13 protein-coding genes are annotated in these 13928 nt (G+C 43.3%); 3 read left to right on the top strand and 10 right to left on the bottom strand.

What is annotated here, in order from left to right:
* Nucleotides 1-63: 63 nt before the first annotated feature.
* The 5 genes from H8B21_RS06570 to H8B21_RS06550 form a co-directional block, all read right to left on the bottom strand.
* Complete coding sequence (locus H8B21_RS06570; RefSeq protein WP_223814891.1) at nt 64-708, bottom strand: DUF6266 family protein; 645 nt, start codon at nt 706-708, stop codon at nt 64-66.
* Between the two features lie 390 nt (nt 709-1098).
* A complete protein-coding gene (locus H8B21_RS06565; RefSeq protein ID WP_190313019.1) occupies nt 1099-1449 on the bottom strand; it encodes a helix-turn-helix domain-containing protein in 351 nt (116 codons plus the stop codon).
* A gap of 25 nt (nt 1450-1474) precedes the next feature.
* Nucleotides 1475-2203: a LytR/AlgR family response regulator transcription factor gene (locus H8B21_RS06560; protein ID WP_190313018.1), complete on the bottom strand. Its 729-nt coding sequence runs from the start codon at nt 2201-2203 to the stop codon at nt 1475-1477.
* 15 nt (nt 2204-2218) lie between these two features.
* A complete protein-coding gene (locus H8B21_RS06555) occupies nt 2219-3280 on the bottom strand; it encodes a LytS family sensor histidine kinase (RefSeq protein WP_190313017.1) in 1062 nt (353 codons plus the stop codon).
* Nucleotides 3281-3343: 63 nt separating this feature from the next.
* Nucleotides 3344-4219, bottom strand: coding sequence for a hypothetical protein (locus H8B21_RS06550; protein WP_190313016.1), 876 nt, complete (start codon nt 4217-4219; stop codon nt 3344-3346).
* A gap of 542 nt (nt 4220-4761) precedes the next feature.
* Between H8B21_RS06550 and H8B21_RS06545 the strand changes: the two genes are divergently transcribed.
* The 3 genes from H8B21_RS06545 (at nt 4762) to H8B21_RS06535 (ending at nt 7292) form a co-directional block, all read left to right on the top strand.
* A complete protein-coding gene (locus H8B21_RS06545) occupies nt 4762-5778 on the top strand; it encodes a helix-turn-helix domain-containing protein (protein ID WP_190313015.1) in 1017 nt (338 codons plus the stop codon).
* A gap of 16 nt (nt 5779-5794) precedes the next feature.
* A complete protein-coding gene (locus tag H8B21_RS06540) occupies nt 5795-6691 on the top strand; it encodes a hypothetical protein (protein ID WP_190313014.1) in 897 nt (298 codons plus the stop codon).
* Between the two features lie 262 nt (nt 6692-6953).
* Complete coding sequence (locus tag H8B21_RS06535; protein WP_190313013.1) at nt 6954-7292, top strand: hypothetical protein; 339 nt, start codon at nt 6954-6956, stop codon at nt 7290-7292.
* A gap of 43 nt (nt 7293-7335) precedes the next feature.
* Here the strand turns inward: H8B21_RS06535 and H8B21_RS06530 are convergent, their stop codons facing one another.
* Genes H8B21_RS06530 through H8B21_RS20730 form a run of 5 tightly spaced genes read right to left on the bottom strand, consistent with a single transcriptional unit; the run spans nt 7336 to nt 13903 of the window.
* Nucleotides 7336-8751 carry a RagB/SusD family nutrient uptake outer membrane protein gene (locus H8B21_RS06530; protein WP_190313012.1) on the bottom strand — a complete coding sequence of 472 codons (1416 nt, stop codon included), beginning with the start codon at nt 8749-8751 and terminating at the stop codon, nt 7336-7338.
* An 11-nt stretch (nt 8752-8762) separates the two neighbouring features.
* A complete protein-coding gene (locus H8B21_RS06525) occupies nt 8763-11933 on the bottom strand; it encodes a SusC/RagA family TonB-linked outer membrane protein (protein WP_190313011.1) in 3171 nt (1056 codons plus the stop codon).
* 1 nt (nt 11934) lies between these two features.
* Nucleotides 11935-13395: a TlpA family protein disulfide reductase gene (locus H8B21_RS06520; protein ID WP_190313010.1), complete on the bottom strand. Its 1461-nt coding sequence runs from the start codon at nt 13393-13395 to the stop codon at nt 11935-11937.
* Between the two features lie 3 nt (nt 13396-13398).
* The gene (locus tag H8B21_RS06515; protein WP_190313009.1) at nt 13399-13782 is read right to left on the bottom strand and encodes a hypothetical protein; all 384 of its coding nucleotides are present in this window, start codon (nt 13780-13782) and stop codon (nt 13399-13401) included.
* The gene (locus H8B21_RS20730; protein ID WP_262891547.1) at nt 13772-13903 is read right to left on the bottom strand and encodes a hypothetical protein; all 132 of its coding nucleotides are present in this window, start codon (nt 13901-13903) and stop codon (nt 13772-13774) included. Before H8B21_RS20730 ends, H8B21_RS06515 begins: the two co-directional genes overlap by 11 nt.
* Nucleotides 13904-13928 lie beyond the last annotated feature (25 nt).

Below are 13928 nucleotides of genomic sequence, written 5' to 3'. Positions count from 1 at the left end.
TACGTTATACATCTTTTTTGAAAGGAAGAGGCAGTATAGCACTGCCCCTTCGTCTGCCTTGTTTTATTGCAGATCCAATTCACCCAAATATGAACTCCGCGACACGCGCTTTGCCTTCCGGTCGGAAAAGAAAATCCACACGTGCCCCTTTCCACCCAGGAAATGATCGGGAATAGTAATGTCCACCTCGCCATCTTCCCTTGTAGGAAGTGTAGGCGTAGACATGAACTCATCGATCTCCGGCTGGAAAAGCACGATGTACACCAAGTCATCCGCATTGGAATCCATTAGATCGTTCACATCTGTGCTCCAGTTCACCGTAAGTACACCAGCAGCTACCGTTGCAGCTACCGTACCACCACCTAACAATCGGCCTTCGCTGATGCGCACCGCAGCATAGTCCACTGAAAAATCAGGATACGTACCGACTACGGCACGGCCCATGTTTTGCTGCACAGCGACATTCATCGCCGTGGCCCGATGCGATTGGATCTGCCCATAACCCACGCGCACCATCGGGGTGAGCGGCATCAAGAAACGGGTCAATACCGCGAAACGCGCCTGCTGTACCAGTTGATCCTGCGTCATCGGTTTCGTCCGTTTTTTCGGCAGGCCTTTGATGTAGTCAATACTCTTCCAGCTGCTGCCGATAACCGATCCAGCTTTCCCGCTGAATCCTCCATTTGCTCCTCTTCTAATCGTTGCCATAATGCTAAAAAAATTAAATTGTTAAACCATCTGTAACGCCTTCTCGCATACCGGTATATGGGGCTTACGGCAACAAACATACAGCAGAAGCAGAGCATAAAACAAGGGCTGTAGGACGGTTGACAGGGTGTTGACAGCCATTTCCCGTTGGATTGACGGGGTATTGACCGGATGTGTATTCCACGGTCCATTCGAAGAGTCTTCGCCCCTCGTTCGGACATTGTTCGGAATCTATTCGGACACTGTTCGCCCATTTACCGGAGATTTACCGTGTAGCCAACGTGTAATTACCGTGCGCCGCTCGGTAAGGGCACGGTAAAATGTCCTAAAAAACACGGTCGATGGGCGAATAAAGTATAAAGAAAGGGCGAAGCAGGTATGAAAAAGAGGTTAATCCGGTAGGTTCCAGTATTCTTTTTTAAAGCGCTCCAGATCCTGCTGCCGAAAGTAGCGTTTGCCTTTGTCCATCTTGGCCACAGCGAGGTCTCCCTTGCGTTGATGGCGCGCCAGTGTACTTTCACTGATGCCAATAAATTCCATGGCATACTCCGCATCACGGTATACGGTTTCGACCGCAGTCTGGTCTGACAAGTAGTGTTTCAAGTCCGCGTATTCTTTTCGGAGCGCGGACAATATACGCATGGTCTCCGCTTCACGATGGTATAGCTGAAACTTTAATTCATGTAATAAACGGATAATACGGATCAGATAACGGCATATAGCCATTAAGGTTCTTTTCATAGTAGGTAGATCGCATACTTAAATTTCATTCATATTTCAAACGGTCAATAGCCCGTTCTACTTCACTCAAATACTTATCTCCGATCGGCACCTCCCACCATTTGGTCAATATCACTTTTTTACCATCCCTGTTGCGAATTGCATCTATCCTAACGGCATAGCGCCGATGGATCTGCACAAATTTCTGGGGAGGCACCTTGTTCAAAAATCCCAATAGGGTGCAATAATAATCTGATTCTCCGGCGTCCTGGTCGAAAACAGTCAATATATTTTCCATAATGGACACATATTGGATTTGGTTCCAATTAACTTCCTGTGGCGCATTATCCTGTACCCGTCTAAGCGTGATTACTGTCTTAGCACTTTCCTTTTCCCGTTCACGGTCATACACTTGCTTTATTGCTTTTTCCACAGCTTCTATTACTCTTTTTCTGGAAGCCATTTTTTTAATACAATCTGCGACACCATGATCAAATGCTTCCGCACCTGATATCTCTTCACCAGAACACATGATCACGGCTGGATCATGCTCCAAAAGACCTATAAATGTAAATCCGTCTGCTTCTGGCATATACAAATCCAACACGAGGATATCGATTACCCCTTTCTCGACTAGCGATCTGGCTCGCATGAGGCCACTCTCGGTCTGTACATCCAAATAAGGTAGTTTACGTAAGGTCATTTCAATATGTGCCATGGACTCCAACATATCATCAACAATCAGTACCGTATATTTTTCTTTTCTCTTTACCATAGGTTTATATGTATTTTAACATGCTATTTCGATATCCACGTAGAAAACGTGGTTCTCTTCCCACTTGTGCAGCTTAATAGGCCATGCGCCACCTGCTATGCGCTTCTCCATGAGCCAAAACCCCTTGCCGGTAGACTTTATTCTGCTACGTTGTACAGGATCGAAATAATTAGTATAACGAATGTATATCCGATTATTCTTTCTGCCAAAATCCATCCGGAATGGCCATTCTGCATTGTTTTTACCATACTTTATGGCGTTCTCTAATGGCATTATCAGTAGGCCGTGCGGGATAACTATCTCCAAATCGGCTATTCCGCCGTCGTGGGCCCATTCGTACACAAAATTCGGATCTTTATAATACGCCATCTGTAGGAGATTTTCCACTTGGTCCCATTCTTCTTGCCAATTGGTGGTTTGTTGTTGATTATCCATACTCAATTGGTAGTTCATGAGGTCGGTCAGCATAGTCAACATCTCCACGTTTTCTTTATTCTGTTTCTTTTCCCTATGAAGCGCAATGAGCACGAAATTCTCGATGAAGTGTGTGTTGAGCTGCCGGGCTTTCAAACGATCGTGCAATGTTTTTATTTCCTCATCCTGCTTAGCTTTCTGTTGTTTTGACTCTTCTGCTTCGATTGTTTTGTTTCTATATAAACGGAGAGCCAGCCTTATTATCACGGCAAAAAAAATAACTAACAACGCCGTTATCCAACGTTGCCTAAATTCTGAAATGTCGTGTACATAGTCCTCTTCCAGCATGTACTTGTCAAAATAAACGTCAATCAAAGGAAAATAACTGTATATCAATAACTCCAGCGAAGGTTCGATAGTCAACAAAAGTATTACAAAAGCTACTCCCGCAAATATTCTTTTCTTCCTCCTGCCCCAATAGACGTTCAGGACAATATAATATGCCCAATTATAATATATTGCAAATAGAAGCGCCGCCAGCAATATCTGACCACTTGGTATTGAAGCTTTTACAAACAATCCATTCGCTACACAAAAGACCAGTGCAAAAATTGGAAAAGCCCACACATTCGAACGATAGATGGTTCTAACAATTGGATTCATAACGCTAAGCTTTGGTGATGTACACTCCCAATTTACATTATAAATGTCAAAACAACAAATAAGCTATTCGGTTCTAACCGTATAATTCAGCCGATCAAAGGTCACGATTTTGTCGTTCCACATCACCGGAATAGTTGCGGATATATCATTAAAAAATTGATTATCAATTATTTTACCCAACATTCCATTTTGATGTAGATATCCCCAGCATTCCCACAAGTGCGGTTCATTTTTTATTTTCTTTTCCAAGCTGCCATATAGTTGTTGTAAACATCGACGCATATAGGTTCTCCGGTCTTCCTGAACAGCTGGCAAAATAATTTGGTGCCGTTGCAGGAACTCAATTTCGTTTATTTTATGTGGCAAGAGGGAGACAACCGGCATACCAAATACATGGCTAATAAAGGGTATTCCCTTTTTAAGCCACAATGTCCCCTCCAGAAACTGGATTGGCAACCGTTCATCTTTTTTAATGGTTTCCGAACCGGAGGCTCCGTCGGCAAAACATAGCAGGTGTTGGCCGTCTGCCATACGGGATCTAATTTTAAGCAATAATGCACGATCGTCGCTGAAGAGCAGTTCCGGCGCGTGCCCGTATGCTCCCAACTGCAGTAGAAGCTTGTCAAATAAGTTCTTTGCGTCGAGGTAGACTGCTCGATCCAAGACGACATTAAAACGGATGCCATTTTGTGCTAGTAGCACCGGCCATACCAAATGATCTCCCAAATGGAATAAGGTGATAATAGAGGGAGCTCGAAAAGATTCAAGAACTTGCGCGTCGATCTCCCTCTTGTTTAATAGCTCGTCCAGCGGCTTTTTTCGGTGATGATCTTTCCAATTGATATAAACGGTCTCATGCTGTGGCCAGTCCAGTTTGGGCAAATAGCGGTGCAGGTTTGCACTGAACAGTGCAAACGACCAAGAATTAAACGTATACATAGGGTTGTGGTTTAAGGGTAGCTATCTACACCCCCTATCTAGTAAGTGGCGTAGATAGCTTTTGATTAGTACTTTTTTAAAAGAATCATGTTATGAAAATGTATAAATAGGACATTTTTTTCCACGCTCTGGTTTTTCCTCTAAGTACGAGCTTAAATCTGACCATACTAAAACCTTACTTTGGTTCGGATCTTTTCTCCAAGCAACCTGATTGTTTTGAATCGAATTTTTCATGTCTTCATATTTTTAAATTAGTAAATAATGTTATCCTGCATTACGATTCTACCGCCCGCGGTCACAGTATCTATCGGCCTGCAAACCAAAGATGCAATAGGATGATTGTAAAATCCAAAAAAAACCTTGGAAACCCCGAAAAGCTGGATTTCGGCTTTTTAACCTTGGGATGAACCCCACCTAAATACCTCAAAATGCTCCGTTCAGCATGGCAAAAAAAAGCCGAAACCCATGAAAACGCACTATCCAAGGTTTTTTTACGAATCCGCTTTTGGGTTCCCTATATTTCGGGCGTATACCAAACCACAATGATGAGAAAAAGCTTTTTTATAGAAACCACAGCTGTGTTCGGTAAGCCTTTACCGGACGAGCAAGCTGCGGGTTTATTTCCATCGTTGCCGTTTAGTGACGGCGATACGGTATACTACCAGAAAGAAAGAAAAAGCTGTATCGCGCAAGATTTTAAAGGGCGTTTGGGCTACCTGCAGCAATTCGATTTTGTGTTCGATGAAGTTGTCAATCTCCCTGTCACTGTAAAGCAAGCTGATCTTTATGTGGTCTACCTGATGCAGGCCAGTGATAGTATCCAAATTGCTGACACTCAAAACGCACCTATTACATCTTTGAATAAACGAAGAGCGCGATTCATCTATTTACCTCGCGGGCATTACTGCCTTCACGTACCGCCGGGCACCTATCAATTATTCATATGCTATTTTGATGTCGGTATTTTTGATTCCGGAGCCGACACGGGTTTTGAGTTTCTACACCCTTTGCTGGAAGCGCACCGTGAGCAATCATCGAGACCAATGGTGAGCCGGGATTTTATGATCGGCCCGGTTACGGAAATCTATATCCAATCGTTATGCGAGAAATTGGAAAAGGCCGATGTAGACAGTCAGATTGCTATCATTTTCCAACTAAAGGAAATGATCAAGCTGGCGAAACGTAAAATTGACAGGGAACTGGGCGTCGTAACGGAAAACGAGGCTATGGTCGAGACCGCCAAAACTTTAATTGAGCTCGGCGTAGATGAAAAGGGTATCAACTACTCCTTATCCACTTTGACAGGGCTATTGCCCATAAGCGAAGCAAACTTACAGGTATTGTTTAAAAAACATTTTGATATTACCCCAAATAATTTCAAAAAAAATTATATTATTGAAAAATCTAAGAAAATGTTGACCGCCGGGGATACCGTACTCCACATAGCTGACGAGTTAGGTTTCGCACACGAGCGAAGTTTTTACCGTCTGTTTAAACGATGTACAGGTTACAGCCCCAAAACTTATTTAAGCATGCTTGACAGCAATAGTTATCTTTAAAAACACGAATAAGTCTATGAAAAAAACAATAATTCCTAACGTATCGTTTTATGAATGCACCAATATGCTACGTAACATCTATATACATTTCATGCTCCGCACAGATGAACTTGTAGAACAGTTTGCTCCAGAAGGATGGCAAAATTCACCCTATTTCCAGTTCTTGAATAAAACGATCGAAGAACATTATGATGATTACAGATACTTACAGGAAAACTGTCTTCTAATCGTGGAGAGCGACCAGGAAATTCCGGGCAAACCCGGTGATTACTACCGCAAATTGTTAGACAAAACAAATTATTCCCTTGATGAATTTATTGACCACCAAGAATGGTTTGTTGCCGAGCCCAGACAAGAATTCATGGTTATCTTCGCCTGCGCATGCTCCTTTATTACCAACCTTTCTAAATGTGACGCTTATAGTAGCAGTAGAGACCTCAGAAACCAAATGGGCGATGTAATGATAGCTATCAGCTCGACTTACGAGGAAATAGACCGAGATTTCTCAAAGGAGGAAACCTACATAAAATATGCTGTTCAGTTATTTTTTAAGCGCTATGAGGAGAACGGCTATTGTCTTCTCCCATTTTTAGAGTTATTTTTTGAAGCTTGCAAAAAAGCTGGCTGGGATTGGATGTATCTCAATAGACGGATATGTACTTATCCAAGCCTCATTGAAAGCTTAGACGTGCTTTCTAAAACTGACCCGGAAGATCATGAGAAGTATGAGATGATCTGTGCAACAGTTGATTATCACAAACAAAAATTGGGCTTCACTGACGATTATATACCTTCCAAGGAAGAAATGTTAGATCGAGAACTGGCGTTTGGTGTTCCCGAGACGGTAACCGCTTTTAAGAACGTTTACGGATACTATCCAGAAAATTATCCACCAAAATTTAGTAGAGATTAATCTTTTTCTGCATTAAAAAACATAAAATTTATGAAAACTGTCCGTATGTTTTACGAAAACGGTCAGCCACAACGGTCTTTTCATGCCGTAGTTTTGTCTTACAAGCAAACAACAAAGAACCGAATCTAGGATATACGGTTTGAAGGGCAGGTCAGCCAAAAGACTTTTCAGACTATCGCAATCGTGGTGTCCCGGCGTCGTACAAACAAGGACAAAGCATCGATAGCACTAACTAAAAATTGAAAATAAAAAAATTACGAAAATGAAAAGATTAAGTTTAAAAGTAAATTTGAAGAGTATCGTAGCTGCATTGACTATAGCCATTGCTGGTATCGGTTTGGTATTGGCGTCGATTGAGAAAGAAGTGGAGGAAACAGTTACACCGAATGTACAGGAACTCCATTGGTATTTTCATCTAGAAAATGGAGAATACATCTATCTAGGTGAAAGTGCTACACCGCCTACTAGTGAAGAGTGTACTCCCCCTACGACAGATGAAGAGATCTGCATGAAGGGGCTGAACACAAATCCCCCTGCATCAAGCGTCAATAATTCAACTCCCGCTGTACAGGAAATCAGTCGGGAACCTCTTAACAACTAGAAATAAGGTAGCAAAAGGTCGTCATACGATGACCTTTTGTTTTTTATCTAGGATTCTGCTCCATTCCATTAAATCCTATAATGAGATAAGGTATTAGGTAAGCATACCGGTTATCATTGGGAGCAAGCACAAAGTTCTGATTAGCTATATTCCTGCTAAGTGTTATACCATCACCTTCCAGGTTATACCGACGGATATCCGTCCATCTAAGTCCCCTAAAAGGCAGCTGACGCCGTCTTTCCTCTTTAATGAAATTAATCAAATCTTCTTTATTGTCCCTCACGTTATTGGGCACTCTGTATCTGCCGGACGTTGAAACGAACCTCTTACGTCTAAATTTTTCAAGCAGATCAAGAGCCTCGTCAAATTTATCGAGTCTGGCCAAACATTCTATTTTAGTGAGATAAACTTCGTCCGTTGCAATGCCTGCAAAATAATTATTCGACCCATAGAAACTTCCCTTATAACGCCATCCAGACGGACTGGCAGTTCTGTAAAAGATGTCATGCCGTAGATCATCTTGATCATAGCTTTCAAGTAGCGCTTCATCAATTTTAGCCACGAATGTATTGACAGGGCTTGTTATACCAGGTTGGGATACGAATGTGCTTTTAAAAAGCACTTCCGATTCCATAATACCGCTGTTCAGAAAGGGAAAGTTTGCTGCTGGATTTAGGTCATTATAATCTAACAGTCTATCCGAAATCGCTAAACTTGCGTCGGCTGATAAAAGGGCATTATCGTAATCCCGCATCGAGAGGAAAACTCGTGCGAGCAATGCAAATGCAGCGGCTTTTGACGGTCGCTCCTTAATAGAAACTATATCGGGTAGCATAGCCGATGCCTCTCTTAAATCGGCTATTATCTGCGCATGGGTTTCCTCAACCGTACTCCGCGTAATTACTTCCGAGATATCTGAACTAAATCTTAAAGGAATGCCATAGCGGACCATTTCCTGCTGCCCGTAAGGATAGGCAAAGACCTGTGCCAGCTGATACAAGGCATGTGCCCTATAAAACAGGGCGGCTCCTTTAAGGTTGCCCCATTCATCTTTACCATAACTTCCCTCTTCCATCGCCTCAAGCCCATCAAGAACAACGTTGGCATAAAACACGCACCGATAGGGATTCTCCCAATCGTACAACGGCTCCGCCGTATTTGCTTCGGGGTCCCATATGTGATAACGCCGATAAGCGTCAGTCAGTCTTGTATTGTAGTGATCTTCTACAATAGAATAATCGTCCGTACCGATCTCCCCTAGCTGGGGTACAAGCCCTTGTCCATTTGGCGCGCCATTCATGATAAGATCCATATCCAATATGGCTTGAAAATCGTCTAATGTAGTCGGCACAACTAAACTTTGATTGGGCTTTGCATCTAAGAAATCAGTTTTTGAGCATGCCTGCAACAAACTTAGGCTAACGACTAAAGCTGTTATTACTATTTTATTTTTCTTCATATCTGTTTGTGTTATAGAGAAAGATTTATCCCAGCGATAAAGCTCGCCCCCTGTAGCGGGACATTGTTGAAATAAGGGTCAATTTTCCTTTCGTTACCCAGCCAAGCAAGATTTATATGCTGTACCTGTACAAAGCATCTCATCTGTCCAAAGCCTACCCCTAAAAAGCGTGAGGGTTTAATATCATAGGAAAGCAGTATATCCTCCAGCCTAATATTATCCGAACGAAGCGCAAGTACGTCGCTGTATCGGTAGAACATGCCACGACCTTCTACATCTTCGGGGTCAAAGGATGGAATCTGGGTAATTTCCTCGTCCCCGGGCTTCTGCCATCTTTTTGAAAAATCACTATGCGTATTGAAACCGGTTAATAGATTAGAACTAGCGTAGGAAAGCGCACGAAAATAACCACCGAATTTATAGCTTACATTTATCGAAAGACCGATCCCTTTATAACGGAAATCGTTTCGCAAACTCCCATACCATGGCGCCTGAACCGGGCCGTTAAATACCATCTCTTCAATTCGTGTACCGGTCGTAATATTCTGGTAATCCTTAGATACCGCACCTTCCAGATAGCCCAAAGGATCTCCGTTTTCGGGATCGAGTCCGGCCCACGGATAACTAAACAGGGAATACAATGGTTTACCTTCGATCGGCGCAATCGTTGTTCCCGACAAGTAAACCGTAGGTACATTGCCGACCGGCATCAGATATTCACGAACCCTCCCCTGCGTATAACTTAAATTCAACGTGGTATTCCAACTTATTACATTCTTCAGATTTCTTGAAGTCAATATTACGTCTACCCCCTTGCCGTTCATGGAGGCAATATTTCCAAAAAAGTGACTGACGCCTAAAGTTGGATCGACCGGCGCTTCCGCCAGTAGATCTCTACCGTTTTTATGATAATAGTCTACGGAACCGTACAAAGTACCGGACCAAAGCGAGAAATCTAGCCCGAGGTTGCTTGAGAGAACTCTTTCCCAACGTAAATTTCTATTCGGCGGGCTGTTCAGCGCACCTCCCGGCAGCCCCGAACCAGTGTAGTTAACATAGTACATTGTAGTCAACGCTGATGCGGATCGGGAAACATTTCCGTTTATCCCGTAGGTAAAGCGCAATGCGAGCCGATCGATAGAAGATTTCTCCAATGCCGGTAGCTTTCCGATTTCCCACCGGATTCCGGTAGACCAAAACGGTGCGCCCTTTGCATTCGCGGCAACCCCAAAAAGGTTCGCCTGATCTTTCCTTACACTGCCTGAAAGGAACACGCTGTTATGGTATCCAAACGTCGCGTTACCATACCATGAAAGAAAATTGTCCGTCATTTTAGATACACTACCGACCGGTGAAATACGTGCGGTAGTGCCCGTGGTCAATATGGTATAGTTTCTTACGTAATCTATCGTGGGTATAGTCGTCATTCTTTCGGGGTAGTAGCCATATAGCCTTCCTCTTTGTCCATCCTCTGTCCTACTTCTAATTTCATAACCTCCAATAGCGTCAAGACTATATTTTTCCTTCCAAGTAGCAGAATAATCCGCCTGTATACGTCCCTGATGGGATACCAGACTGGTGTTGGAATAATCGAGTATACCACCTATGGGGATTGGTCGGTTCCATTGGTTGTTCTCATAGTAAGAAAACCTGTTCACCAGCGTACGGGTAGAATAGGAATCTGCACCATTGTTGTTTGCCGTTTCGGTCTTACCGTATTGGTATTGGTAACGTGCAGCCACAGTCAATCCCGTGAAAGGTTTTACATTGATCCCCAGACCGGTCGTTATGTTGTTGTTCTTCGTCCTATTGTCCACGGTTGTGAGGTCCCGGACGGGGTTATAGGTCCAGTCCAGAAGCTCGCCACCCCCCAACGTATCAAGATATGCCTTCGGATAATCTAAATATAGATTGGCCGGATTCCCTGCATCATCTACCAGCTGGGCGTACGGATAAATTCCTCCTATAGCATATCCCGGATTATCACCGGATCTATTCTCCGAGCGGGTGAACTGGAGTGTATGTTGGATATCCAAGAAAGGCGCTATTTTAAACGTGTTGTTACTCCTTAACGTGAATCGATTCTGGTTCGTTCCTCGAAGCGTTGCGGCCTGGTCATAATAGCCTGCCGAAAACATATAATTAAGGTTGTCCGTGCTACCGGATAACCCTACATGATATTGTTGCCGAGGAGCAGATCGATATAGATACTTTGCCATATCCTTACGAACATCGTGCTCTTTGAATGCCTCAATCTGTCCGTCAATGGCATGATCATCCGGATTTCCCCGTTGCTTAAAAAGTAATTCCAAAACAGGCGTAATGCCCCGGCCATAATATGGCCCCTCCAAAAGATTATCGTAACCACCTTCGGCAAACCGTTGCTTTTCAAAGTCGATCATTTCCGACGCAGTTATCCAGTCGATATGTTGCAGGTCAGGCCGGGATTCCAATGCGATATCCGTTTTGAACTCTATCTTTGTCCGACTCCCCCGTCCTTCCTTGGTTTTGACCACGATGACTCCATTCGCTGCCCTTGCTCCCCATATACTCGCCGCAGCAGCGTCCTTTAATACCGTCACCGATGCTACATCGTTCGGATTTATATCATGTAATTCCCCCTCATAGGGAAAGTCATCCAACACGATCAACGGCTGAGCTTCAGCCGTAAAGGTGCTACGTCCCCGTATCAGAAAAGGATCGGTTTCGGCAGCAACTCCTTTATTGAACTGTAATCCAGGCGTAAGCCCCTCTATTCGGGAAAGAAAATCGGCGCCTGTTGTCCTGTTCAGAAGGTCTTCCGATATAATATCTACCGCTCCCGTAATCTGCTCTTTTTTCAGACTCTGGAAGCCGGTGTGAACGATCTCCACATCCTCTAGTACATTGTTTTCTTTGGGGAGTCTAACGATACCATTTTCTGGAAAATCAGTCGTCGCCATTCTTATTTCCCCATAACCGATCGCCCTAAAAGAGAGCGTGTCCGTGGGCTGTGCAACTATTTCAAACTTACCTTCCCTATCGACAATCCATTGTGTTCCATATACGACACTACGTATGGAAGCGTTACCGATCGGTGAGTCATTATCATCCAGCAGCCTGCCTGATAACGTTGTCTGCGCATAACAAAAAACAGGAAACAGCAGTAAGGTTCCCATAATTTTTAAGATCCTTTCTTTCATATTATTCGTTAGTTTGTTTTATAACCAGCATAGGAATAGATTGAATGTCATCCACTAATCTCAGTCCGTTCATCCTCATTACTTCTACTAATTTTTGTTCGTCATTTACTAACTCGTTCAATGAAAACATCGTATGGATGATTGTGGCATCGGCTTCTTCGGTCGTATATATCGGTAGTTCTTTGAACCAATTGTTCGAATCGTTTAATCCGTTTATAAGGTTTGCCAGTTTAATTGTATTTGTTGTCATGGAGTATGGAACACTCTTTATTGATACATCTCGCACGATGCTTTTTACGGAAACTTGTCGTTCCTCCATATGGCCGGACAGACCAAAAGCCTGCTCCATCTCAGAGGTAAGCAACTTTATACAATTTGAATCCGGAGTTTCTTTAGGTACTCGCAGTTGATAGGAAAACCAGAAGTTCAACAGATCTTCGGCTTTACTATCCATCTCCGCAGGTTCCATTTCAGGGATTATTCTATTTGGAGTAATTGTATATTTCCACTTATATACATCCAAGATTCTGCTGTTATTGAGGAACAGGATCTTATCATCACCATCATATGCATATCCTCTCCGGCTTCCTATACCCTTAATACGTCCCGTGAGCGTTGACTGATGGTACACAGGCGCATCGACTCTCTCTGCGTAGATCTCCAACGGTTTTAACTTATCAAAGTCGAGCATTTCAAACTTCGCCTCCATTGCCGGCAGTTCACCTCTGATTGTCGCCCTGATGTGTTCTTCCGTACTTTGGGAAGCATTGCTGATATGTACGATGCTATCACCTTGTAACCATATTTGGTGCGGTATGCTCCGATGCGGGAAAATAGCGTTCAGCAAGGTATCGTTATAGATCGAGAAAGGCTTCAGTTCCCGATGGGCCAGCCGCTTTGCTATTGTTTCGGTATTCTCGCGTGTAACCGGTATGAGCTTAAAATCTGCAGCGAGCTTTTTCTCTATGTTTTCCAACTTGACGAGCGAAGCGATACAAGGCGCGCACCATGTCGCCCAAAAATCCAGAATAATGAGCTTTTTATCTCGGTAGTCGTTTAGGGTAATTGTATCTTTTCCATTAGGATGGTTAACGACCTGTAAAGGTAGGTTCCAAAGCTGTTCGGGGATGGTATCCCCTATTTCCAATGGCTTAATCTCGGTTTGCCTTTCGGCAGTCCCGAGATGATCTCGGGACTGCGTCCGGGCTTCTGATAGATTAAACAACATGAAACAAAGTAGTCCATAAGAAAAGACTACTTTGTTCTTCGTTGCCTTAAAAAACAAACTCTTCAACGAAACACAAATCATTCCCATAACAATGGAGATTGATCTGTTCTCTGTCGCTTGATAGAATAAGTGTGAAAATTTTATCAATAGGTTCAAGAACGTCTCCTTATACATAGACGCTTGCTTTTCCCATAAGGTTGCATAAATACTTTTATGACTATTGCTATTGTTCATAATTTAACGGTTTAGTTTTTGCTCCAAATAGTGCAGTCCAAGTATAGTATACGGGATATCCGAAAAAGAACCTTCCTCTCCATTCTCTTCTCGTGTTTCCTCTACAGGAATTTTTATATCGTCGAGATTTATCTTTTCCCGATGGGCAACGTAATAAGCCATGAGCAACGTCATCAGATCTTGAGAAAACTGTTTCATCTCTTCTATGGTAAGCTGCTCTTGGAGTACGGTTTCGCCTTTGTAGAACAGAAAAAGATTGAGGACATGGAGACGGCTATTGTTGGCTCCGTATTTCTCCCAGAAATCTTGGATTTTTTTCTGAGGATCATAGTTTTCAGCGATTATCTCGCACGCACTTTGGAGTAATGGCAGATATCTAAAGTCCATTAATACTCTCCTTTCTCCTCTTTAGCGGCCAGCGTCGGCGTTTCATATTCAGTTTTTCGACAAATCGCGATTTCGCGTTGGCTAAGGGCAGTTCCCTCCCACCCTGGTAAAAATTGTTCATTTTTCGAGGTTTTAAGGGTGTGGTC

This window comes from Sphingobacterium chuzhouense (assembly GCF_014692525.1).
In the GTDB taxonomy this organism is placed as follows: Bacteria; Bacteroidota; Bacteroidia; order Sphingobacteriales; family Sphingobacteriaceae; genus Sphingobacterium; species Sphingobacterium chuzhouense.
The sequence above is the reverse complement of the archived record's forward strand: the minus strand, read 5'-3'. Positions and strand labels throughout refer to the sequence as shown.

Bases quoted from the DNA above. Each gene is read 5' to 3' on its own strand.
- H8B21_RS06570 (WP_223814891.1), bottom strand. From the start codon at position 708: ATGGCAACGATTAGAAGAGGAGCAAATGGAGGATTCAGCGGGAAAGCT.
- H8B21_RS06565 (WP_190313019.1), bottom strand. From the start codon at position 1,449: ATGAAAAGAACCTTAATGGCTATATGCCGTTATCTGATCCGTATTATC.
- H8B21_RS06560 (WP_190313018.1), bottom strand. From the start codon at position 2,203: ATGGTAAAGAGAAAAGAAAAATATACGGTACTGATTGTTGATGATATG.
- H8B21_RS06555 (WP_190313017.1), bottom strand. From the start codon at position 3,280: ATGAATCCAATTGTTAGAACCATCTATCGTTCGAATGTGTGGGCTTTT.
- H8B21_RS06550 (WP_190313016.1), bottom strand. From the start codon at position 4,219: ATGTATACGTTTAATTCTTGGTCGTTTGCACTGTTCAGTGCAAACCTG.
- H8B21_RS06545 (WP_190313015.1), top strand. From the start codon at position 4,762: ATGATGAGAAAAAGCTTTTTTATAGAAACCACAGCTGTGTTCGGTAAG.
- H8B21_RS06540 (WP_190313014.1), top strand. From the start codon at position 5,795: ATGAAAAAAACAATAATTCCTAACGTATCGTTTTATGAATGCACCAAT.
- H8B21_RS06535 (WP_190313013.1), top strand. From the start codon at position 6,954: ATGAAAAGATTAAGTTTAAAAGTAAATTTGAAGAGTATCGTAGCTGCA.
- H8B21_RS06530 (WP_190313012.1), bottom strand. From the start codon at position 8,751: ATGAAGAAAAATAAAATAGTAATAACAGCTTTAGTCGTTAGCCTAAGT.
- H8B21_RS06525 (WP_190313011.1), bottom strand. From the start codon at position 11,933: ATGAAAGAAAGGATCTTAAAAATTATGGGAACCTTACTGCTGTTTCCT.
- H8B21_RS06520 (WP_190313010.1), bottom strand. From the start codon at position 13,395: ATGAACAATAGCAATAGTCATAAAAGTATTTATGCAACCTTATGGGAA.
- H8B21_RS06515 (WP_190313009.1), bottom strand. From the start codon at position 13,782: ATGGACTTTAGATATCTGCCATTACTCCAAAGTGCGTGCGAGATAATC.
- H8B21_RS20730 (WP_262891547.1), bottom strand. From the start codon at position 13,903: ATGAACAATTTTTACCAGGGTGGGAGGGAACTGCCCTTAGCCAACGCG.